This is a genomic window from Erythrobacter sp. HL-111, from assembly GCF_900105095.1.
Lineage (GTDB): Bacteria > Pseudomonadota > Alphaproteobacteria > Sphingomonadales > Sphingomonadaceae > Erythrobacter.
The window spans coordinates 2457910-2480179 of record NZ_LT629743.1; the positions used below are offsets into that span (position 1 = coordinate 2457910).

Genomic DNA, 22270 nt, shown 5'->3' on the forward strand with positions numbered 1-22270 from the left:
AGCGGATCAGTTCAAGCCTGCCGTCGCGTCATTCGTCCGGCCCGCGCCAGTCCGGCCCCATGATGACCGCGCCCTGGCCTTCGAGCATGTCGAGTACGCCGTCCGGCTCCGCCAGCACGCGCAAGGGGACGACCGCGACGGTGACGCCGTCCTCGCCCATGGCCTGCGTGATCGAATCGACCCAGATGCCGCGGATCTCCTCGCCCAATTGCGGATCGGCCCAGGGCCAGCACGATCCGAGCGCGATTTCGAGCGGGTTTTCCATCACGCCCGGAATGTCGAACCGGCGCCACGCGAGCCCTCGCGCCTCGATGATCTCGGGGCCGATCTCGGTCGCGGTCATCGCGGCTTCGAGGCAGGGAATGTGGCTGCGCGGATCGGCTTCGGAGAGGCTGTCGAGCAGGTCCTCGCCGCGGAAGCGGGGCGGGCGGATGATCTCCACATCGGCCTTCTTCGCCGCATCCTTCACCACTTCGGTTGCATCGTCGAGCGTATCGTCGTTGAAATCGAGCCTGCGGGCGAGCAGGTCGAACCCGGTCATCAGGAAGCTCGAACGGTCGTAGTCCTTGTCGTATTCTGCCTCCAGCGCGGCGAGGCGGGCGCGCTGTGCTTCGTCGAGGTAATCGCCCGCGACGCTCTTGTCCGGCAGTTTCAGGAACCGCCCGGCGCGGAACATCACGCGGAAGAAATCGCCGGGCGAGAACTTGGGCCGTGAGCGCAGGATCACCCGCTGCGATTCGCCCACCGCCTCCTCGAGCCTATCGGGCCGCCACGGCGTCGCTTGCGGAACGGCGCGGATTTCCCCGACAAGGATGATCGCGCCTTCTTCGGTGTCGATCGTCCACATCGGCGCGCCCGAACGCTGCGCGGTGACGAGGATGGCGTTTTCGGATTGGGGAGCGGGGTCCTGCGCGGTGCCTTGTGCGCCAAGGGGGGCGGCGAGGGCTGCGAGCAGGAGAGCGAGGTGGCGGGTGTGCATGATCGAATAGGTATCCCTGCTATCCTGCATCGCGCTTGAACGCTCCGGGTCCCCGCGTTCGCGGGGATGACAGGAGTTACGGCACCAGCACCGTATCGCGCGGCTCCGCCCGCGTCTCCGGATAATCGAGCGTGTAGTGCAGCCCCCGGCTCTCCTTGCGGGCGAGCGCGCTTTTCACGATCAGTTCGGCCGATTGCAGCAGATTGCGCAGTTCGATGAGGTCGGTCGTGACGCGGAAGGAGCCATAATAGTCCTCGACCTCGCGCTTCAAGAGTTCGATCCGGTGCGCGGCGCGTTCGAGGCGTTTGGTCGTCCTCACGATGCCGACATAGTTCCACATGAAGCGGCGGATTTCGGTCCAGTTCTGCTTGATGACGACCTCTTCGTCCGAATCGGTCACGCGGCTTTCGTCCCACGGCAGGATCGCGGGCGGTTCGTCGAGCTCGTCCCACATGGTGAGGATGTCGCTCGCCGCCGCCTCTCCGAAGACGAAGCATTCGAGCAGGGAATTGGACGCGAGGCGATTGGCGCCGTGGAGGCCGCTTTCGGTGCATTCGCCCGCCGCCCACAGGCCGGGAAGGTCGGTGCGCGCGTAGAGGTCCACCACCACCCCGCCGCAGGTGTAATGCTGCGCGGGGACCACGGGGATCGGCCCCGTCGTCATGTCGATGCCGAGACCGGAAAGCTTTTCGTGGATGGTCGGGAAATGGCGGCGGACGAAGGCCGGGTCCTCGTGGCTGATGTCGAGATGGACGTAGTCGAGGCCGAAACGCTTGATCTCGGCATCGATCGCGCGCGCCACCACGTCGCGCGGCGCGAGTTCCATGCGTTCGGGATCGTAATAGGTCATGAACCGCTTGCCCGTGCGCGGATTGATGAGGCGCCCCCCTTCGCCCCGCACGGCCTCGGTGATGAGGAAGTTCTTGACGTCGAGATTGTAGAGGCAGGTCGGGTGGAACTGCATCATCTCCATGTTGGAGACGCGCGCGCCCGCCCGCCACGCCATCGCGATGCCGTCACCGGTCGCGCCGCGCGGGGCGGTGGAGAAGAGGTAGCAGCGCCCCGCCCCGCCGCTCGCGAGCACGGTGGCGCGGGCGACGTGGCGCTCGACCCGGCCGGTCTCCTCGTTCAGCGCATAGACGCCCCAGACGTGGCCCGCGCCCGAATAGTGCTCGCGGTGGCGGTCGGTGATGAGGTCGATGCAGGTCCGCCCGGGCAGCAGGGTGATGTTGGGGTTCTTGCGCGCCGCGCTCAGCAGCGCGTCCTGCACCGCCCAGCCGGTCGCATCGTCGACATGGACGATCCGCCGATGCGAATGGCCGCCCTCGCGGGTGAGGTGGAGCGTATCCTCGTCACGGTTGAAGGGCACGCCGAGTTCGCACAGACGGTCGATGCTCGCGGGCGCACGCTCGATCACGAATTCCACCGCCTCGCGGTCGTTCAGGCCCGCGCCCGCCACCATCGTGTCGCGCACGTGGTTCTCGAAGGTGTCGCCCGCGTCGAGCACGGCGGCGATGCCGCCCTGCGCCCATGCGGTGGACCCGCCCGTAAGCGAGCCCTTGGCGAGCACCAGCACACGTTTCGAGACGGCGAGCGCGAGCGCCGCGGTCAGCCCCGCCGCGCCCGATCCGATCACGACCACGTCATGCCCGGCCACGTCCGGTTCGCCCGCCGCCGCGCTGGTTTCCCCTGCATTCGCCTCGTTCATCCTGCAGGCTTTGGCGCGCAAACCGGCGCCGGGCAAGGGAAAGCGCGCGCCGCGGGGGCGGTGCCCGGCGCCGGCGGGCGGGCCTCAGTAATCTCCACGAGGTGCGCGCGGCGCGCCGCCGCCCTAGCTTCGCGGTGGATTGCCGGGGCGTTGCCCCTCATCGCTGCCGGCCGGAAACCCCTTTCCCAATCGCGGGGCCAAGACATGTCCTTCCTCTCGCCGATCACCTGCCTCCTCGGTCGCCACGAGCCGCTGCGCCGCTACGTCAAGTGGAACGGGCGCAAGTATGTCGGGGAATGTCGCCACTGCCGCACCCCGATCGAACGCATCGCGCACAGGCAATGGCGCGAACGGGAGGACGAGCCCGAGCGGCCCTGACCGCGGCAGGCGGGCCGGGGGCGTTCAGCCGGATCCGGTCAGCTGGACGAAGACATCCTCGAGATCGGCTTCGCGCGTGGTCACGTCCTCGATCCTAAGGCCCTGCTCCTGCAGGATGGCGAGGACCTGCCCTGCGTTCAGGCGATCCTTGTCATAGGTGATCTCGAGCGAGTGTTCCCCGGTCAGGTCCGAGCGGATGAAGGCCTCGTGCCGGGGCGCTTCGGAAAGTTCGCTCGCCACGGTCACCGCGACGACCTTCTCGCGCGCCATCTCGACGAGTTCGCGGGTCGGCTTGTTCGCGATCAACCGACCGTGGTTGATGATCGCGATGCGGTCGCACAATTCCTCCGCCTCCTGGAGGTAGTGCGTGGTGAGCACGACGGTCACGCCCTCGCGGTTGAGTTCGGCGACCAGTTCCCACAATTGCCGCCTCAGTTCGACATCGACCCCGGCGGTCGGTTCGTCGAGCACGAGGATCGGGGGCGAATGGACCATCGCCTTGGCCACCAGCAGGCGCCGCTTCATGCCCCCCGACAGCGTGCGGGCATAGGCGTTGCGCTTGTCCGCGAGGCGCACCGCCTCGAGCAGTTCCATGCTCCGCCGGCGCGCCTTGGGGATGCCGTAGAAACCGCCCTGGTTCTCCAGCACCTCGAAGGGGGTGAAGAACGGGTCGAACACGATTTCCTGCGGCACGATGCCGATCGCCCGACTGGCGTTGCGGCGGTGTTCGTCGATGTCGAAGCCCCAGATCTCGGCCCGGCCGGAGGTCTTGTTGACCAGCCCTGCGAGGATGTTGATCAGCGTCGACTTGCCCGCGCCATTGGGGCCGAGCAGGCCGAAGATCGAACCTTCGGGCACGTCGAAGCTGACCCCGGCCAGCGCGAGCTTGCCCTCCGCCTCCTCCGCGCTTTTCGCGCCCTTGACCCCCTTGGGCGGGGCATAGCGCTTGACCAGGTTGTCGATCCGGATGGCGGGCTCGGCGGACATCGCCCCGTCCCATGAAAGATCGCGCCCGGCAAAGCAAGCGCCGCAGCCGGGCACGATGGGCGATTGAGCTTGCCCGCAAGCTGTTATAGAGGACCGGCCCATGAACACGCCCCCTCCCGAAGTCCTGCTGGTCGATACGCGCCGGGTGAGCTGCGACGGATCGAGCGGCATCCGCGGCGGCGCCGGCTATCGTCCCGCCGCGCTCGGCCATCCGCGCATCTATCTCGAGATCGACGAGCACGGCTATGTCGATTGCGGCTATTGCGACCGGCGTTTCGTCCTCAGGGGCGGGCCGGCGGACGGGGTGGACCAGGCCGCGCTCAAGGACATCAGCGAAGGGGCCGACCCCGGGCACCGCTGAAACCGGCCGCGGGGGCCGCTCTCAAAGCATTGTTAATCCATCGCGTCTAACAGGCTTGGACCACGCAGGACCAGGCGAGGCCAGATGACCGGATTTTCGAGACAGGGGCGGGCCGCGCAGGTCTTCGCTCCCGCCATTTCGCGCCTTTCGCGCATTTGTTCACGCGCCGGCTTGCTGCGGGCGATCGCCGCCCTGCTGGCGGCCGTCCTGGGCACCGCGGCAGCGGCGCAGGACGGCGACACCAGCGCGAGCGACGCGCGCACCCTCGTCCTGACGCCGCTTTCCTTCGTCAAGGACACCGATCTCGATTTCGGGGGCATCATCGCGGGGCAGTCCTCCGGCACGGTGACGATGGACACCAACGGCAACATGGCGACCACCGGCGGGGTCACGGCGGCCGGCGGCGATCCGGGCCCGGCGCTGTTCTGGGGCTACGGCACCTTCAACCAGACCCTGCTGATCAATGTCGATCGCAACAATTACATCCTCACCCGCGACGGCGGGGGCGAGACGATGCGGCTCGACCGGCTCTCGATCGGGAGCGTGCCGCCGGTGCGGATCCGCACCAATCCCGCCCGCTTCCGGATCGCCAATCCCGACGGCTACTTCGCCTTCACCATCGTCGGCCGGCTGCGCGTGGGGGCGAACCAGACGCCGGGGATCTATCGCGGCGAATTCACGGTCAGCCTCGAATACGAGTGAGCGGGAAATCGGGCCGGGCGGATGCTCATGGCCGGTTCAGGCAGGACGGGGTAATCCTGCGGCCATGTCTGACAGGAACGCAGCCGTGAAACGACCTTTCCGCATGACGCGCGCGATGTTCGTCATCGGCGCCGCCTTCGCGCTCGCGGCCCCGGCCGCGCTCCAGGCGCAGGACGATCCGCCCCCGGCCGAGGCGGAGGAGATGACGAAGGGGGAAAGGCAGCTCGCCAGGCTGCTCGAGGGCAGGGTCCGCGGGGAGCCGGTCGACTGCATCCGCGTCTTTCCCAACCAGCCGATGCGCACGATCGACCGCACCGCCTATGTCTATGGGCGAGGCAAGACGATCTATGTCCAGCGCACCGCCAATCCCGAGGACATCGACCGCAGGCAGGCGCTCGTCACGCAGCGTTTCCGGGCGAGCGAGCTGTGCCGGCTCGACGTCGTGACCACGATCGACCCCATCCTCGGCTTCTTCACCGGCACGGTCTTCCTCGAGGACTTCGTGCCCTATACCCTGGTCGAGGACGCCGAGGAGGGCTAGGGCGAAGGGTTGCAACGACGGGGGCGCCGACGGCGTCAGGCCGCGACGCGCGCCCGGCTCATCGCGTTCATCCGCTCGAGTATCTCGTCCGCCTCGCGCATGATCCGGTCGATCAGCTCCTTGCAGGTCGGGATGTCGTGGATCAGCCCGGCGACCATGCCGCAGGACCACGCGCCCTTGTCCATCTCGCCCTCCAGCATGATCGCGGGATAGACCCCGGCGACCTCGGGCAGGATGTCCTGGATCGTGATCGCGTCGCCCAGTTCCTGTTCCTTTTCGAGCAGCCGCTCCACCGCGGCGTTGGTCATCACCCGCTCGGTGTTGCGCAGCGGGCGCATGACGAGGCGCGTGTCGAGTTCGCTCGCCTCGACGATGGCGCGCTTGACGTTCTCGTGTACGGGCGCCTCCTTGGTCGCGATGAAGCGCGTGCCCATGTTCATGCCCTGCGCGCCCATCGCGAGGCTGGCGACGAGGCTGCGCCCGTCGGCCATCCCGCCCGACGAGACGAAGGGGATCTCCAGCTCGTCCGCCGCGCGGGGCAGCAGGATGAAATTGGGCACATCGTCCTCGCCCGGATGGCCGCCGCATTCGAACCCGTCGACGCTGACCGCATCGCAGCCGATCTCCTGCGCCTTCAGGGAGTGGCGCACGCTGGTGCACTTGTGGATCACCTTGATGCCCGCGTCCTTCAACGGCCCGAGCAGGTCGATCGGGTTGCGCCCGGCGGTTTCGACCACCGGCACGCCGCCGTCGATCACCGCTTTCACCAGACCCGGATAATCGGGCGGCGTGAGGGTCGGCAGGATGGTCAGGTTCACGCCGAAGGGCTTGTCGGTCATGTCCTTGCAGCGCGCGATCTCGTTGGCGAGCTTTTCGGGCGTGCCCTGAGTCAGGCCCGTGATGATGCCGAGCCCGCCCGCATTGGAAACGGCGGCCGCCATTTCGGCGAACCCGACATAGTGCATCCCGCCCTGGATGATGGGGTGCTCGATGCCGAACATTTCGGTGATGGCGGTCTTCATGTGGCTCTCCCTCGAAGGCGTGTTCGCGCCCAAGACAAGCGGAGTTGGGCGCGGCTTGCAAGCCCGGTCTTGGCAAGGCCGCCGAGGGGCGCGCCTGCCGTAGCGTCGCGGGGGCTTCCGGCGGCCCCGGAGAAGCTGTATGACACGTCGCGAAAGGGGCGATGGTGGACCGGAATGCAGGCGAGCGGCCGGGAATCGGCCGCATCTTCGTCGCGAACCTGGTCGCTTGCGGCCTCGTCTTCCTCGTGCTTCTCGCCTTCGCCTTTGTCCTCGCCCTGATCGAGGCGGGCCCCGAGGCGGCGTTCGATGTCCTCCTGGTCGGCGGCTTCTACGGCCTGCTGTTCACGGCGGCCGCGGCGGTGTGCGTCATCGCTCCGCTCGGGACGGTCCTCGTGCTCGTCTTTCTCGGGCTCGCGGGTCCGGCGCGATGGCTCGGAGCGGCGATGGGCGGGGCGATCGGCTTCGGCTTCTTCGCCTTGTTCCTGTTCGGTTTCGCCCCGCCGGGCGTGATGAACGGCGGCGGCGACTATCTCGCGCTGGCGCTCGTCGTCGGGGTCGCGGCCCTCGCCGGGCACACGGCCCAGCGCATCGTCCTGCCCCGGCCGGGACGATAGGCTTCAGGCGTCGGCCGCGCGCCCGATCGGGCCGGTTTCGCAGATGTCGCAGACCACGCAGGCGTCGCACCTCGGCGTGCGCGCCCGGCACACCTTCTTGCCGAACTGGATGAGCCAGAAATGCCCCTCGCCAAGCGCCCACCGGGGGCTGCGTTCCTCGAGCTGGTGCGCGGTCTTCTCGGCGGTCTTGGCCCGCGTCAGCCCGATCCGGTTGCACACCCGGTGGACATCGGTGTCGACCGCGATCACGTCCTTCCCGAAGGTGAAGCTCAGCACGATGTCGGCGCATTTCCGCCCGATACCGGGAAGCGCAAGCAGCCCTTCGCGGGTGTCGGGGATGATCCCGTCATGCTCCTCGATCAGCGTCTCGCAGAAGCGGCGGATGTTCTTCGTCTTCATGTTGTAGAGGCCGCAGGGCCTGATCGCGTCGCGGATCGCGTCGTCCTCCAGTGCGAGCATTTCCCCGGGCGTTTCCGCGAGGCGGAACAGCGCCTTGGTCGCCGCTTCGGTGTTGCGGTCGAGCGATTGCGCGGAAAGCATGCAGGCGATGCACGAGCGGAAGGCGTCGGGCTGCCCCTTCGGCCCTTTCGCGCCCTTTCCGCGGCCCGGCATCGCCTCGGCGAGGCGGCGATAGACTTCCTCGACCTCGTCTTTGGCGATCATGCGCCCCGGTGCCCGGTTTCGCCCATGCGAAGGACAGCGAACAGGCCCCCGGCCCGGTTCCCGTCACCCTGTCCGGCCCGTCTCGCACAGCGCGCGCACCGGGCACCCGCCGCAACGGGGCGCGCGCGGGCGGCAGGCGGTCTGGCCGAGCGACTTGAGCAGCAGGTGATGTTCGTCCATGTCCGCGGCGCTCCATTCGGCGGGCACGAGCGGCATCAGCGTGTCGAAGGTCCGCGCGGTGTCGGCGCGGGCGGGGACGATCCCCATGCGTTGCATGATGCGGCGGTGGTGCCCGTCGATCACCATCGCGCGGCGCTCGAAAGTGCTCGCGTTCATCACTCCCGCCGAAACCTTGCGCGCGATGCCGGGCAGGCGTTCGAGCCAGGCCATCGCCTCCGCCGTCGGAACGTTCGAGAGGTGCCTCAGGTCGACGCTCCCCCGCTCGGCGATGATCGCCGCGAGGCAGGCCTTCAGCCGCCCGGCCGCGACGGCGGGAAAGGTCTGACGGGCGAGGCGCGCTTCGAGTTCGGCCACCGGCGCGGCGGCGACCGCTTCCCACGATCCGTATTCGGCGAGAAGCGCGTCGGTCGAGGCGTTGGAGGCCGCGGTCCTAGTCTGCGCTCCGATGACGCCGTGAACCAGGACCCATTCGGGCGTGCGGCGCTTGTCCGGCGGACGCACGATCCGGCCGAAGCGCGCGATCAGCTCGGCCTGCATCGCGCGCAGGATGTCGCTTCGCGGATCGGGGCCGAGATCGAGCTCCATCGGCGCAGGAATGGCCGAGCGCCCGCCCCCGTGCAAGAGCCACTCCCGTGCAAGTGCCCGGCCAGGCGGGGGTCAGGTCTTGCCGACGCCCGGGATCTGACGCGCGATGAACCAGGAGGCCGGAACCGACAGCACGAAAGCGACGAGCGCCGCAATCGCGATCGGTTGCATCCCGGCCTGAAGGTCCATCGTCAGCACGGCAATTACGGCGATCCCCATCAGGGTCGTCGCGATCATGGGAAACAGGACAAGTGCGATCTTCAACATTGTTTCGCTCTTACGGTCTTGCGGAAGCGACCGCGAACCTGCCCGGCGGTGCAGGGCCGCGCATTGACGGCGATCAATCGGCTGTGGGCGATTCCTCGCGTTCGAACGCCAGCGCGAAGGTCACGGGGACCGCCGGGGTGATCGAAGGCAGGTCCGCGAGCTCGCGCAATTGTTCGATCCCCTCGCCGAGCCCGAAGGCGTCGGCATAGACGAGCACCGGTTCGCTCGAAACCGCCGTCACGCGGTCGGGAGCGGTGCGGGTCACGTCGACCTGCGTGTCGATCTGCCCTTCGACGCCCTTGAGGTCGAGCGTCGCGGCGAGCGGCTGCACCCTCGTCTCCCCGATCGCGAGATCGGCGAAGGCTGCGGGATCGATCTCGGCGGTGACGGTGGCGGTCGGATGGTCGGCGATTTCGAAGAACAGGTCGCGCATCCGCTGGTTGCGGATGTCGACCCCGGTTTCGAGGGTCGAAAGGTCGATCGTCACCGTCGCCGTGCCGTTCTCGCTGACCGAGCCGGCGAGGCCGGTGAAGCGATTGGTCTCGAGCACCTCGCCCGACTTTACCGAGACATAGGTCAGGCGCGAGGCCTCGGGCACGATCCGCCATTCGCCGGTATTGGCGGGCGGGGCTTCCTCTGCCTGTGTCCCGCAGGCGGCCAGCGCGAGGCTCGCGGGCGCAGCGATGGCGAAAGCGGCGGTCTTCGAAATCCGGTTCATGTCGACTCCCCCGGTGGAACTGTTGCAGTCAAATGCGTTCACTGCGGGCCGGTTGCGGCCCTTGCGGTCATTCCCATTCGATCGTGCCTGGCGGCTTGGATGTGATGTCGTAGACGACGCGGTTGATGCCCCGCACCTCGTTCACGATGCGGGTCGCGACCTGGTTCAGGAAACCCGCGTCGAAGGGATAGACGTCCGCCGTCATGCCGTCGGTCGAGGTCACGGCGCGCAGGCCGCACACGCTGTCATAGGTTCGCCCGTCGCCCATCACGCCCACGGTCTTGACCGGCAGCAGCACCGCGAATGCCTGCCAGATCGCGTCGTAGAGCCCGGCATTGCGGATCTCCTCCAGATAGATCGCGTCGGCCTTCCTGAGGATGTCGCAGCGCTCCTTCGTCACCTCCCCCGGGATGCGGATGGCAAGGCCGGGGCCGGGGAAGGGATGGCGGCCGACGAAGGCTTCGGGCAGGCCCAGTTCGCGGCCCAGTTCGCGCACCTCGTCCTTGAACAGCTCGCGCAGCGGCTCGACCAGCTTCATGTTCATGCGTTCGGGCAGGCCGCCGACATTGTGGTGGCTCTTGATCGTGACGCTCGGCCCGCCGGTGAAGCTGACGCTTTCGATCACGTCGGGATAGAGCGTGCCCTGGGCGAGGAAATCCGCCCCGCCGATCTTCTTCGCCTCGGCCTCGAACAGGTCGATGAAGGCCTTGCCGATGAACTTGCGCTTCGCCTCGGGATCGGTGACGCCGGCGAGGCCTTCGAGGAAGGTCTCCTCCGCGTCCACCGCGACGAGCGGGATGTTGTAGGAATCGCGGAACAGCGAGACGACCTGTTCGGCCTCGTTCATCCGCATCAACCCGTGGTCGACGAAGACGCAGGTGAGCCGGTCCCCGATCGCCTCGTGGATGAGGACCGCCGCGACCGCCGAATCGACCCCGCCAGACAGGCCGCAGATGACCTTGCCGTCGCCCACCTGCGCGCGGATCTCCTCGATCTTGGTCTTGCGGAACTCGGCCATGGTCCAGTCCCCGGCGAGCCCGCAGACATGGCGCACGAAATTGGCGAGCAGCTTGCCGCCGTCGGGCGTGTGGACGACTTCGGGGTGGAACTGGGTGCCGTAGAACCGGCGTTTCTCGTCCGCGATCACCGCGAAGGGCGCGCCGTCGGATGTGGCGACGATCTCGAAGCCGGGGGCGAACTCGGTGACCTTGTCGCCGTGGCTCATCCAGACCTGGTGCCGCTCGCCTTCGCGCCAGAGCCCGTCGAACAGGGCGCAATCCCTGGTGACGGTGAGGAAGGCCCGGCCGAATTCGCCGCCTTCGCCGGTTTCGTGGCCGGGCCGGACCTCGCCGCCGAGCTGCTGGGTCATGACCTGCTGGCCGTAGCAGATGCCGAGGATCGGCACGCCCGCCTCGAAAAGGGCCTGCGGTGCGCGCGGGCTGCCGTCTTCGGGCACGCTGGCGGGAGAGCCCGACAGGATGATGCCCCTGGGGTTCAGCCGGGCGAAGGCCTCCTCGGCCTTGGTGAAGGGGGCGATCTCCGAATAGACCCCGGCCTCGCGCACGCGCCGGGCGATGAGCTGGGTCACCTGGCTGCCGAAATCGACGATCAGGATCGAATCCGGATCGGAAGGGGTCGCGTCGTCCTGCATGGCGCGCAGTTAGGCGCGGCATGGCGGGGCTGTCCAGCGTCCTTGCGCGCGCCTTTGCCAGCGGCCCCGGGCAGACGCGGGAGCCCGGGAGCGCCGGAGGCCCGCATCGAAATCGGTTCCCGCAAAAACCCGCCGCCATGTTGCAAAGAATGGAACGATATTGGAGGTTTTCGCATTTGCGAAATGATTTTGTGCGGTGCACCATGGTTTCAAACAGCAACTGAATGCCGGTCCGCGGCATCGCAACCTCTTCGAACCAAGGAACCCGACCAATGCGTTTCACCCTGCCCATGATCGCCCTCGCAGCCCTCTCCGCCGTCGCCGTTCCGGCCGTCGCCGCGCCGCAGGGCACCGACGAAACCGTCGAGGTGCGGATCTCCTACGACGATCTCGACCTCGCCAAGGCCGAAGACCGCGCCGCGCTCGAACAGCGCGTCGAGGCCGAACTGCGCCGCGCCTGCACGATGTCCTCGCGCCCGGCCTATGTCGTCGGCCCGCTGGTCGACGAGAAGTGCGTCAAGGAAGCGCGCACCGTCGCCCTCGCCGAGGTCGAGCGTCTCGCCGCCGCCGAAGCGCGCCGCGGCCGGACCGTCGCCGCCAACTGAGCGGCTTCGCGCCCGCCCGATGCCGAAACGGCCGCCGGACTCGCGTTCGGCGGCCGTTTTGCATCTGCGAAACAAAGGTCTTAAAGATCAGGCGTTTGTTCAAAAGATTGCAATAATAGCAATATAATTACGCATTTTCGCATTTGCGTTTCGCGCAACCCGGCGCCATTCAGGCGCTGCAGCGCGGCGAGGCTCCTCTCTCCTCCTCGCCCGATGCAGGCCTTCCGGCGGACCGAAAACGGCCGCCCGGAGGCAGTCTGCTGGCCCCGGCAGGCAGCCCGGCGTACCCCGCGCCCTGGCTGTCCTTCGCGGCGAAGAGACGGATGACGGATCGCCGAACGCTTCCCCGAGCGTCTCCCCGCGGCCATCCGCCCGCCTTCGCACCGCCGCCCGGGCCATCAGCGAGCGAGACGCGGCCGCCCCATTCCTCCCCCAACCCGAAAGGCGGCCGCGTCTCCCACCGCTGATCCGCAAGCGTCCGGTCGGCCCCTCCGATGGCGGCCGGCATCGGATTTTTCGATTGCGGTAAGCGGTAACTTTCGTGCCAAAAGGAGTAACTAAATAACTCCGCAATGCTATTTCCCCCTTGCGCCGGACGGCGCTCGCAACGGCATCCGCCGCGGCGCGCCGCCGGCCTTTCTTGAAGGAGCAATGCCATGGGTGCCATCAGCGAAAAGATGGTCGCGTTCGTCCTCGCGCTCGCGATCACCGGTACCACGCTCAACACGATTCTCGTCTGAGCGGACCGGCCACGGATCGAACCGTGCGAAAGCGCGCGCCGCGACCTGCGGCGCGCGCTTTCGTGTTTCCGGGGCCTATGCGACGCCGCCGAGCCGCTCGGCCGTCTCGCGCAGTTCGCTTTTCAGGAGCTTGCCGATATGGCTGCGGGGCATCTCCTCCACCCGGTGCAGCGCGGCGAGGCGCTGGGTCTTGCCGAGCCGCCGGTTGACCGCTTCGAGGATCGCCCCCGGCTCGCGCGCCCCCGCCGCCAGCCGCACGAAGCCGACCGGGCTTTCCCCCCAGCGCCGCGAGGCCGCGCCGACGACCGCGGCTTCGACCACTTCCGGTTCCTTCATCAGCTCGGCCTCGAGATCGCTGGGATAGATGTTGAACCCGCCGGAGATGATCATGTCCTTGGCCCGCCCGACGAGTTCGACGAAGCCGTCCGCATCGACCCGCCCGATATCGCCCATCCGCATCCAGACCTCGCCGGTCGCGGGATCGGTCCACTGCGCCTCGAGGGTCTTGTCGGGGCGGTTCCTGTAGCCGAGCATCATCGTCTGCGAGCGCCCCACCAGGTGCCCCGGCGTGCCGGGAGGCACCTCGCGGTCCTCGTCGTCGAGCACCTTCAGCTCGCTCCCCGGGGCAGGCCGGCCGACCGTGTGCAGCTTGTCGGGGAATTCGTGCGCGGGCAGGAGGCACACGACGCCGCCCTCGGTCATCGAATAGATCTCGATCAGCCCGCCCGGCATCCGCCGCAGGACCTCGCGCTTGAGCTCGGGCGAGAAGGGCGCGGAGGTGCAGTATTTGAGCGCCAGGGCGGAAAGGTCGAATTCATCCAGGCGCTCGAAATCCATCAGCCGCTGGTATTGCACCGGCACCAGCATCGTCACCGTGGTCCGGTCGGCCGCGGCATGATCGAGCCAGCGCGCGGGATCGAACTTGCCCATGATCCGCACCGTCCCCCCGGCAAGCAGCACGGGGAGGAAGGCGACCATCGTGGTGTTCGAATAGAGCGGCGTCGAGGCGAGCGAGCGGACCTCGATCCCGGCGCCGAGATAGGACAGCGCGGTCGCGGCGAACTGGCGCCAGCGCATCCGGTGCGAATGGACGATCCCCTTGGGAATGCCCGTCGTGCCCGACGAATAGATGATGTTGAAGGGATCGCCCGGCGCGGGATCGATCGCGGGCGCGCGCGCGCCCGGGGGCGCCATCCAGCGCTCGATCTCCTCGAGCGGGACGCGCTGCATTTCCGCCATGAAATCGGGGCCGAGCTCCGCCGCCTTGCCCGCGTCGATGAAAAGGTGCCGTGCGCCCGAATCTCTTGCCATGCCTTCGAGCTGGTCGCGCGAGGCGCTGGTGGTGAGCGGCGCGGCGACTCCCCCCGCCCGCACCGCGGCAAGGAAGACGAGCGCGTATTCCACGCTCGACGTGCCGAGGATCGCGACCGACTGCCCGCGTTCGAGCCCGGTTTCGACCAGCCGGGCGGCGAGCCGCTCGACGAGGCCGACGAGCTCCGCCCAGGCAATGTCGCGCCGGTCGTCGACGAGCGCGGTCGCGTCGGGCTGCGCGCGCGCCCAGTCGATCAGGATGTCGGTGAAGGACCCGAACTCCTCGGCGAGGCGGGCCGCGATGATCTCTCTCTCCATGGCCACAAGCAATAACCGCCCCGCGCGGCGCCGCAAGACCTCGCCGCGCCCGGGCGGTTTTACCCGGGCGGGAGGATGTGGGAACGCCCGGCGCGGCCGAAAGGGCGAAAGGGCGCAGGAGAAGGACGCGATGGGCAAGGCATGGGGTGCGGCGGCGACGCTGCTGGCCGGGATGGCGGTCTGGACGGGAACGGCCGGAGCGCAGGAGGATCGCCCCCGGCCGGGGCCGCGCGATCCCCTGGAGGCGCGAAGCATTCTCGTCGTGCTGGCCCATCCCGATGACGAGCTGGTGGTCGCCCCGGCGCTCGCCGCGGCGGTGCGCGAGGGCGTCCGGGTGCGGATCCTCTATGCCACCAGCGGCGATGCGGGACCCGGCGTGAGCGAATTCGAACCCGGCGAGGCGCTCGGCCGGGTGCGCCGCCAGGAGGCGCGATGCGCGGGCGATGCGCTGGGCGCCGAAATCCGCTTTCTCGGCGGGATCGCAGACGGGACCCTCACCGAAAGGCCGCGCGCCGAAGGCAGTCCGGCAAGGCGTTTCATGGACCTGTTCACCTCCGCCTTCCTCGAAACCGTGCCCGACACGGTCATCACCTGGGGGCCGGAGGGAGGCTATGGCCACGGCGACCACCGGATGGTGAGCGCGCTCGTGACCGAGGCCCTGCAGACCTTGCCGGCGGGTGATCGCCCGGCGTTGCTCTACCCGATCATCGTCAACGCGCCGCTGCCCGCGCCCTTGATCGAACAGGGCTGGTCCCCCGCCGCGTCCGACCTCGCCTCGGTCCGCGTCGCCTATGACGAGGCCGACCTCGCCGCCGCCGATGCCGCCGCGCGGTGCCACGCGACCCAGTTCGACGAGGCGACGCGGGCCATGATCGCGCCCGGTTTCCACGCTGCCGTGTGGAAAGGGGAGGTGAGCTTTCGCAACGCGTTCTGAAGGCGCCCTTCCGGTGGAAAAGACTTCGCCGAAACGGCGCCGGAGTTTGGGTTTCTCCCCGGCAGCGCCTATATAATCGACATGGACGAAAACACGCCTGCAACACCCCCCGCATCGCCCGAAAAGCCCCGCCAGAACGGCGAATACGGGGCGGATTCGATCAAGGTCCTGAAAGGCCTCGACGCCGTGCGCAAGCGGCCCGGCATGTATATCGGCGACACCGATGACGGTTCGGGCCTCCACCACATGGTGTTCGAGGTTTCCGACAACGCCATCGACGAGGCGCTGGCGGGCCATTGCGACCTCGTCCTGATCGAGCTCAACCCGGACGGCTCGGTGAGCGTCGAGGACAATGGCCGCGGCATCCCCGTCGACATGCACAAGGAAGAGGGCGTTTCGGCGGCCGAGGTCATCATGACCCAGCTCCATGCGGGCGGAAAGTTCGAGAACACCTCGGAAGACAACGCCTACAAGGTTTCCGGCGGGCTCCACGGGGTCGGCGTGTCGGTGGTCAACGCCCTGTCCGAATGGCTCGAACTGGTCATCTGGCGCGACGGCAAGGAGCACTGGATGCGTTTCGAGCACGGCAACGCCGTCGCCCCGCTCGAAGTGCGCGGGGACGCGCCGCCGGTGGCCGGCAACGGCGACGAGAACGGGCTCAAGAAGGGCACCCGCGTCACCTTCAAGGCGTCGGAGGAAACGTTCAAGAACGTCACCGAATTCGATTTCGACAAGCTCGAGCATCGCTACCGCGAACTCGCCTTCCTCAATTCGGGCGTCCGCATCCTGCTGCGCGATCGCCGGCACGAGGACGTCGCCGAGCACGATCTCTATTACGAGGGCGGGATCGCCGCCTTCGTCAAGTGGCTCGACCGCAACAAGCAGCCGCTCGTTCCCGAACCGATCGCGGTCGCCGCCGACAAGGACGGGATCGGGATCGACGTCGCGTTGCAGTGGAACGACAGCTATTACGAGAACGTGCTGTGCTTCACGAACAACATCCCGCAGCGCGACGGGGGCACGCACCTTGCCGCCTTCCGCGCGGCGCTGACCCGCACGATCAACAACTACGCCGACCGTGAGGGCTTCCTCAAGAAGGAGAAGGTCAGCCTGTCGGGCGAGGACATGCGCGAAGGCCTGACCGCGATCGTCAGCGTGAAGCTGCCCGACCCCAAGTTCGGCAGCCAGACCAAGGACAAGCTCGTCTCCTCGGAGGTCCGCCAGCCGCTCGAAAGCCTGATGAGCGAGAAGATGACCGAATGGCTGGAGGAAAATCCCGCCGACGCCAAGGCGATCATCCAGAAGATCATCGACGCCGCCGCCGCGCGCGAGGCCGCGCGGCGCGCGCGCGAAATGAGCCGCAAGGGCGCGATGAGCGTCGCGAGCCTTCCGGGCAAGCTCGCCGACTGCCAGGAACGCGACGCGACCAAGGCCGAGCTTTTCCTGGTCGAGGGCGATTCGGCGGGCGGCTCGGCGAAACAGGGCCGCGACCGCAAGACGCAGGCGATCCTCCCGCTCAAGGGCAAGATCCTCAACGTGGAACGCGCCCGGTTCGACCGGATCATCTCGTCCAAGGAGGTCGGCACGCTGATCCAGGCAATGGGCACCGGCATCCGCGATGAATTCGATCTCGAGAAGCTGCGCTACCACAAGATCGTCATCATGACCGACGCCGACGTGGACGGCGCGCACATCCGCACGCTGCTGCTGACCTTCTTCCATCGCCAGATGCCCGAGATCGTCAAGGCCGGGCACCTCTTCATCGCCCAGCCGCCGCTCTACAAGGTCGCCAAGGGCCGGAGCGAGGTCTATCTCAAGGACCAGGGCGCGCTCGACCGCTACCTCGTCGATGCCGGGCTGCAGGGCCGGATGCTCGAAACCGTCGCCGGGGCGCGCTCGGGCGAAGACCTGCGAAGCCTCGTCGAACACGCGCTGCGGTTCAGGAACCTGATGGCCTTCGTGCCGCGCCGCTACGATCCGGCGCTGGTCGAGCAGATGGCCCTGTCGGGCGCGCTCGACCCGTCGCTGTCGGATGAAGCGCGCGAGGACAAGCTGCAGGCGACCGCGCAGCGGCTGCAGGCAAGCGATCCCGACACCGAATGGACCGCGCGCGTGCTCGAGGACGGCAAGGTCCGGTTCTCGCGGCTGTGGCGCGGCGTGACCGACGTGCACGAGATCGACGGCCGCTTCCTCAGCTCGACCGAGGCGCTCAAGCTCCACGGTCTCGCCATGGCCCAGGCCGAGACCTATTCGGCGCCGATGCGGCTGGTGAAGGCGGGCGATGCCCCGGTCGAGAGCGAGGAGGGGGCCGCGGGCGACGACGCCGAGGTCGAGGAACTGGCCCGCGACGCCGACGACGCGATCAACCGGCCGACGCAGCTGCTCGACGCGATCCTCGCCGCCGGGCGCAAGGGGCTGTCGGTGCAGCGCTACAAGGGCCTCGGCGAAATGAACGCCGAACAGCTCTGGGAGACGACGCTCGATCCCGAAAACCGCGCCCTGCTTCAGGTCAAGGTCGAGGACGCCGACGTCACGGACGAGATCTTCACCCGCCTGATGGGCGACATCGTCGAGCCGCGGCGCGAATTCATCCAGGACAACGCCCTGAACGTGGCGAACCTCGATGTCTGAGCGCGTCGGCCATCGGACCCCGCGCGGCGGCGCCCGAGGGCGCCGATCGCGATGCCCGAACGGCGGGCGCGCCGGGGCGTCGCACGGCGCTTGATCTGCGGACGATAACGGGCGAGAGGACGCGAATGCAGAGCGAACCGCGCCCTCACATGGATCTCGAACAGGCCAGTTTCCTGCTGATCCTCGCGGGCGTGACGATCATGCTGGCGGTGATCGCCTGGCCGTTCGCCACCCCGCTGCTGTGGGCCGCGCTCGCCGCGATCATGTTCCAGCCGCTCTACCGCTGGTCGCTCAGGATCACGCGCGGCGGGCGCAACATGGCCGCCTCGCTCTCGCTCATCATCATCTTTTTCGCCGTGCTCCTGCCCGCGCTGTGGATCGGGTCGATGGTCGTCGAACAGGCGCTTGGCCTCATCACGCTGCTGCAGGCGCAGCCGATCGATCTCGCGGCGACCTTCGACTGGGTCTATGGCGCGCTGCCCAGGCCCCTGCGCGAAGCGGTGGACGAGCGCGGCTGGTCGAACCTCGCCGTGGTGCAGGACCGCCTGCAGGCCCTGCTCGGCGAAAGCGCGGGTTACATCGCCCAGCAGGCGGTTTCGATCGGGGGCGGGGCGCTCAACTTCGTGCTGAGCTTCACCCTTGCGCTCTACGTGATCTTCTTCCTGCTGCGCGACGGCGAGCGGATCGGCGAGACGATCCTCCATTCCGTCCCGCTGAAGCGCGACATCGCCGACCGTCTGGCGGACCGTTTCCTCGGCATCGTGCGCGCCACGATCAAGGGATCGGTGGTGGTCGGCATCGTCCAGGGGGCGCTCGCGGGGATCACCTACGTCATCGCGGGCGTGCCCTCCGCGCTGCTGCTGGCCGTGATCACCGCGATCTTCTCGCTCATCCCGGTGGTCGGCACGGTGGTGGTGTGGGGTCCGGTCGGGGTGTGGCTGCTGTTCGACGGCTTCGTGTGGCAGGGGGTGTTCGTGCTCTTCTCGGGCTTCGTCATCGTCAGTTCGGCCGACAACGTGCTGCGCCCGATCCTCGTCGGGCGGGACACCGGCATTCCCGACTGGATCGTGCTGATCACGACGCTGGGCGGCATCAGCCTGGCTGGCTTTTCCGGCATCGTGCTCGGCCCGCTCGTGGCCGGGCTGTTCCTCGCGACCTGGTCGATCCTGCAGGAACAGCGCGCCCTGACCGCCGAGGCCAAGGCGCGCTATGGCCCGCGCGTCGGCCCGGACGGCCGCGCCCCGCGGCGGAAACGCCCGAAAACGGCGGAGGCGGCGAGGGCCGAGGCCGAAGACACGACACCGATCGGGATCTGAGGGATGCGCTCGCTCGTCCAGCCGGGCAGCCAGGCCGAGATGGTCGGCCGCCTCTTCCTCGCGGTGATCGTGGTGGTCGCGCTGCCGGCGCTGCCCTTCGGCAATTACCTCATCTATCCCTTCATGATCCTCACCACCTGGTTCCACGAAATGGGCCACGGCCTCACCGCGCTGCTGCTCGGCCACCATTTCGAGCGGCTGGTGATTTATCCCAGTGGTTCGGGGGTCGCCGAAAGCTTCATCGCGGGGGACGCCTCGCGCCTCACCCGCGCGGCGATCGCGGCGGGCGGCCCGCTCGCGCCGAGCCTTGTCGGAGCCGTGCTGATCCTTGCGAGCGCCCATCCGCGCGCCTGGCGTCCGGCGCTGTGGGCGATGGCGGGCGCGATCGCGCTGTCGGTGCTGGTCTATGTCCGGTCGATGGTGGGGGTGATCGTCCTGCCTCTGGTCGCCGCGCTCATCGCGCTCATCGCCGCGCGCGCGCCGGCCGGGTTCGTGCGCTTCTCGCTGCAATTCCTCGGGGTCCTGGGGGCGATGAGCATGTTGCGCGATTTCGACTACCTCTTCACCGAACGCACGGTGATCGCCGGGCAGGCGATGCTGTCGGACACCGGCCAGATCGAAGCCGCCCTCGGCCTGCCGCACTGGGTGTGGGCGGGGCTTATCCTCGGGGTCTCCGCGCTGATGATCGGGGCGAGCCTGCGCTATGCCCTTGCCGAAAAGCGCCTGCGCGCCGTGCCGAAGCGCCTGCCGCCCAATGTCGTGCGGTTCCGCCGGCCCCGGCGCTGATTGCCCGGACAAAACGCGGGGACGCGGGAAACCGGCTCAGGAAGCGACCCGGAGCGTGTTGACCCCGCGCGCGCCCCCGCCGGTCTCGGCCGAAAGGCCGATGAACATCGTGTCGACGATCCGCGCGAGCTTTTCCTCGGTCAGCTTGTCGCCGAGATAGATCAGCGATTCGGGCATGGTGTAGGGCGAGACCATCTGGCTGATCAGCGACAGCGCCTCGTCGATCGAAAGCCCTGCGAAATAGCCGTCCGCCTGCGCCTGCACGATCAGTTCGCAAAGATAATGGTCGGCAAGGTCGACATAGGAGCGCACCCTCTCGAAGTTGGCGGCGCCCATTTCGCACACGATGGTGAAATATTCCGGGTCCTCGCGAAACCGCTCGCGCGAGATGGTGAAGCGGCGGCGGAAGAATTCGTACATCTTGCGCGGCGGCGGCAGGTCGGCGTCGAGCACTTCCTCCATCACCTCGATGTGGCGGCGCAGCCAGATCTGCGCGATGGCATCGAAAAGGTCGTCGTAATCCACGAACAACTGCTCGAAACGGGCACGGGTAAGCCCGCTTTCGGCGACGGCGGTGTGGTAGGGAATCTCGGTTCCGCGCTGCTTGACGAGGTCGAGCACCATGCGCGCGATCCTGTGCCGTTCCGCCTCGCGGTGCTGCGGTGTGAGTGCCATGGTCGCCTCGCGCCTTGGTGGAGCCCGTTCGGACATAGGGCCATGAGGCGGCAGCTTAAAGGCAGGCGCGCAAAATTTGTGCGACGCAGCAATCCCGCGAGGCGCGCCTCAGCCCGCGGTGCGGTCTTCGCGGGGGGCCTTGGGCGGGAGCGGAAGGAAGGCCGAGGTGCGGCGCTTGTAATCGGCGTACTTGTCCCCCTTCGAACGGTCCATGCCCTTTTCGAGCAGGGTCACGCCCGACCATTTCGTGAGAGTGAACGAAAGGAAAAGCGGGCCGATGACCGTTGCCGCGGCGAACCCCCAGCCGACGCTGGCACAGACGAGCCAGATGCCCCACCACGCTGCGAAATCGCCGAAATAGTTGGGATGGCGGGTGTAACGCCACAACCCGCTGTCGAGCACATGTCCCTTGTTCGCCGGATCCGCCTTGAACCGGGCGAGCTGCCAGTCGCCGACCCATTCGAAGAATATGCCGACGCCGTAGAGCGCGACCCCGAGCCAGGTGAGCCAGGTCGGCGAGGCGGACGATCCGGCGGCGAGGATGCCGACCTGCGCCGGGCTCGACACCATGAACAGCAGCACGGCCTGCATGAGCCACACCTTGACCAGCGCGGCGAGGGCGAAATTGCCCTTCTCGCGGTCCTTCCTGAGGATCTGCCGGTAGCGCTTGTCCTCGCCCTCGCGCCGCCAGCGCAGGAAGAGGTATCCGCCGAGGCGGAAGCCCCACGCCGCGGTCATCACCATCAGCAGCGTCGCAAGCGGGCCGGGCTCGGCCAGTTGCCACCAACTCAGCACCGCGAGCACGCCCATCCCCGCGCCCCAGAAGGCATCCACGAAGCTGACATCGCCGATCCGCACCGAGATCGCCCATTGCCCCAGCACCAGCGCCAGCAGCACGCCCGCATTGACCAGCAGCGCCTCAAACATCGTTGCGGCCCTCGATGATCGCCCGGGCCTGCGCCTCCATGACCTTGAACCGCTCGTAATCGGGCAGTTTCGAGCGGAACCACTCGGCGAGCTTGAGCAGGTCCTCGCCGTAATTCCCGCTCGGCACCAGCGGTTCGCCGAAGCCGATGATCATGCGCTCGTTGTCGGCATAGGCGGGCACGATCGGCACGCCGGCGGCCTGGGCGATATGGTAGAAGCCCGATTTCCAGCGCCCGTCGCTTTTGCGCGTGCCCTCGCAGGCGATGACCAGCGCGAGTTCGTCGCGGCGGGCGAATTCCTCGGCCACCTGCTGGGTCGCGTTGGCCTTCTTCGTGCGGTCGACCGGGATGCCGCCCATGTCGAGCATGAAGTTCCGCATCGCCCCCGTGAACAGGGTGTGCTTGCCCATGAAGTTGGGGCGGATGTTTTCCCGGTGCGTCGCGCCGGCGAAGAAGACGAAATCCCAGTTCGACGTGTGCGGTGCCCCCGCGATGACGTATTTCCTGAGGTGCCTGGGCAGCGAGCCTTCGATCCTCCAGCCCTTCCAGGCATAGACCCACAGGATGATCCGCCGCACGACGCGCGAAAGCAGCGTGGGCTTGCGCGGCACATGCGCCGCCTCGACCGGTTGATGCAGCAAGTGTCCCTCCCAGAGCCGCCCTTTTGGCCTA

23 protein-coding genes are annotated in these 22270 nt (G+C 68.0%); 10 read left to right on the forward strand and 13 right to left on the reverse strand.

The features are described from left to right. Positions 1–28: 28 nt before the first annotated feature. Both BLU08_RS11660 and nadB read right to left on the reverse strand, forming a co-directional pair. On the reverse strand, positions 29–1009 hold the full coding sequence (locus BLU08_RS11660) for a TraB/GumN family protein (RefSeq protein WP_233995958.1): 981 nt from the start codon (positions 1007–1009) through the stop codon (positions 29–31). Between the two features lie 46 nt (positions 1010–1055). Beyond that, positions 1056–2687: an L-aspartate oxidase gene (gene nadB, locus BLU08_RS11665; protein WP_090199647.1), complete on the reverse strand. Its 1632-nt coding sequence runs from the start codon at positions 2685–2687 to the stop codon at positions 1056–1058. Positions 2688–2891: 204 nt separating this feature from the next. On the opposite strand from nadB, the gene BLU08_RS15265 reads away from it, so the two are divergent. Then, positions 2892–3065 (forward strand): hypothetical protein, encoded by a 174-nt coding sequence (locus BLU08_RS15265; protein ID WP_157674537.1) that lies wholly within the window; start codon positions 2892–2894, stop codon positions 3063–3065. A 24-nt stretch (positions 3066–3089) separates the two neighbouring features. Here the strand turns inward: BLU08_RS15265 and BLU08_RS11670 are convergent, their stop codons facing one another. Then, entirely contained in the window at positions 3090–4052 is a 963-nt protein-coding gene (locus tag BLU08_RS11670) for an ABC transporter ATP-binding protein (protein ID WP_090199649.1), read from the reverse strand. A gap of 100 nt (positions 4053–4152) precedes the next feature. On the opposite strand from BLU08_RS11670, the gene BLU08_RS11675 reads away from it, so the two are divergent. The 3 genes from BLU08_RS11675 to BLU08_RS11685 all read left to right on the forward strand — a co-directional run bounded on the left by BLU08_RS11675 (position 4153) and on the right by BLU08_RS11685 (position 5656). Then, positions 4153–4413: a zinc-finger domain-containing protein gene (locus tag BLU08_RS11675; protein WP_090199651.1), complete on the forward strand. Its 261-nt coding sequence runs from the start codon at positions 4153–4155 to the stop codon at positions 4411–4413. Between the two features lie 171 nt (positions 4414–4584). Further along, a complete protein-coding gene (locus BLU08_RS11680; RefSeq protein WP_157674538.1) occupies positions 4585–5115 on the forward strand; it encodes a DUF4402 domain-containing protein in 531 nt (176 codons plus the stop codon). Positions 5116–5200: 85 nt separating this feature from the next. Next, a complete protein-coding gene (locus BLU08_RS11685) occupies positions 5201–5656 on the forward strand; it encodes a hypothetical protein (RefSeq protein WP_233995959.1) in 456 nt (151 codons plus the stop codon). 35 nt (positions 5657–5691) lie between these two features. Here BLU08_RS11685 and BLU08_RS11690 read toward each other — a convergent pair whose 3' ends face one another. Next, positions 5692–6678: a nitronate monooxygenase family protein gene (locus tag BLU08_RS11690; protein WP_090199657.1), complete on the reverse strand. Its 987-nt coding sequence runs from the start codon at positions 6676–6678 to the stop codon at positions 5692–5694. A 164-nt stretch (positions 6679–6842) separates the two neighbouring features. Here BLU08_RS11690 and BLU08_RS11695 point away from each other — a divergent pair, with 164 nt between their 5' ends. After that, the gene (locus BLU08_RS11695) at positions 6843–7292 is read left to right on the forward strand and encodes a hypothetical protein (protein WP_157674539.1); all 450 of its coding nucleotides are present in this window, start codon (positions 6843–6845) and stop codon (positions 7290–7292) included. A gap of 3 nt (positions 7293–7295) precedes the next feature. Here the strand turns inward: BLU08_RS11695 and nth (BLU08_RS11700) are convergent, their stop codons facing one another. From nth (BLU08_RS11700) to guaA, 5 genes are all read right to left on the reverse strand, one after another. Next, positions 7296–7955, reverse strand: coding sequence for an endonuclease III (nth, locus tag BLU08_RS11700; RefSeq protein ID WP_090199661.1), 660 nt, complete (start codon positions 7953–7955; stop codon positions 7296–7298). Between the two features lie 63 nt (positions 7956–8018). Continuing rightward, on the reverse strand, positions 8019–8720 hold the full coding sequence (gene nth / locus BLU08_RS11705; protein ID WP_090199663.1) for an endonuclease III: 702 nt from the start codon (positions 8718–8720) through the stop codon (positions 8019–8021). A 72-nt stretch (positions 8721–8792) separates the two neighbouring features. Continuing rightward, positions 8793–8957: a hypothetical protein gene (locus BLU08_RS11710; RefSeq protein ID WP_157674540.1), complete on the reverse strand. Its 165-nt coding sequence runs from the start codon at positions 8955–8957 to the stop codon at positions 8793–8795. Positions 8958–9060: 103 nt separating this feature from the next. Continuing rightward, on the reverse strand, positions 9061–9705 hold the full coding sequence (locus BLU08_RS11715) for a YceI family protein (protein ID WP_090199667.1): 645 nt from the start codon (positions 9703–9705) through the stop codon (positions 9061–9063). Between the two features lie 67 nt (positions 9706–9772). Beyond that, entirely contained in the window at positions 9773–11356 is a 1584-nt protein-coding gene (guaA, locus tag BLU08_RS11720) for a glutamine-hydrolyzing GMP synthase (protein WP_090199669.1), read from the reverse strand. Positions 11357–11628: 272 nt separating this feature from the next. On the opposite strand from guaA, the gene BLU08_RS11725 reads away from it, so the two are divergent. Further along, a complete protein-coding gene (locus tag BLU08_RS11725; protein ID WP_157674541.1) occupies positions 11629–11961 on the forward strand; it encodes a UrcA family protein in 333 nt (110 codons plus the stop codon). An 815-nt stretch (positions 11962–12776) separates the two neighbouring features. Here the strand turns inward: BLU08_RS11725 and BLU08_RS11730 are convergent. After that, positions 12777–14330 carry a class I adenylate-forming enzyme family protein gene (locus BLU08_RS11730; RefSeq protein WP_090199673.1) on the reverse strand — a complete coding sequence of 518 codons (1554 nt, stop codon included), beginning with the start codon at positions 14328–14330 and terminating at the stop codon, positions 12777–12779. Between the two features lie 130 nt (positions 14331–14460). On the opposite strand from BLU08_RS11730, the gene BLU08_RS11735 reads away from it, so the two are divergent. The 4 genes from BLU08_RS11735 to BLU08_RS11750 all read left to right on the forward strand — a co-directional run bounded on the left by BLU08_RS11735 (position 14461) and on the right by BLU08_RS11750 (position 19997). Then, positions 14461–15264, forward strand: a complete 804-nt coding sequence (locus BLU08_RS11735; RefSeq protein WP_157674542.1) for a PIG-L family deacetylase — start codon at positions 14461–14463, stop codon at positions 15262–15264. A gap of 81 nt (positions 15265–15345) precedes the next feature. Next, positions 15346–17895: a DNA topoisomerase (ATP-hydrolyzing) subunit B gene (gene gyrB / locus BLU08_RS11740; protein ID WP_090199675.1), complete on the forward strand. Its 2550-nt coding sequence runs from the start codon at positions 15346–15348 to the stop codon at positions 17893–17895. A gap of 149 nt (positions 17896–18044) precedes the next feature. Beyond that, positions 18045–19211, forward strand: a complete 1167-nt coding sequence (locus BLU08_RS11745; RefSeq protein ID WP_233995960.1) for an AI-2E family transporter — start codon at positions 18045–18047, stop codon at positions 19209–19211. 3 nt (positions 19212–19214) lie between these two features. Further along, positions 19215–19997, forward strand: coding sequence for a M50 family metallopeptidase (locus BLU08_RS11750; protein ID WP_090199678.1), 783 nt, complete (start codon positions 19215–19217; stop codon positions 19995–19997). A gap of 36 nt (positions 19998–20033) precedes the next feature. Here the strand turns inward: BLU08_RS11750 and BLU08_RS11755 are convergent, their stop codons facing one another. From BLU08_RS11755 to BLU08_RS11765, 3 genes are all read right to left on the reverse strand, one after another. Next, a complete protein-coding gene (locus BLU08_RS11755) occupies positions 20034–20672 on the reverse strand; it encodes a hypothetical protein (RefSeq protein WP_090199680.1) in 639 nt (212 codons plus the stop codon). A gap of 108 nt (positions 20673–20780) precedes the next feature. Next, positions 20781–21599, reverse strand: coding sequence for a DUF1295 domain-containing protein (locus BLU08_RS11760; protein ID WP_090199682.1), 819 nt, complete (start codon positions 21597–21599; stop codon positions 20781–20783). Continuing rightward, positions 21592–22239, reverse strand: a complete 648-nt coding sequence (locus tag BLU08_RS11765) for a lysophospholipid acyltransferase family protein (RefSeq protein ID WP_233995961.1) — start codon at positions 22237–22239, stop codon at positions 21592–21594. Before BLU08_RS11765 ends, BLU08_RS11760 begins: the two co-directional genes overlap by 8 nt. Between the last annotated feature and the right edge of the window lie 31 nt (positions 22240–22270).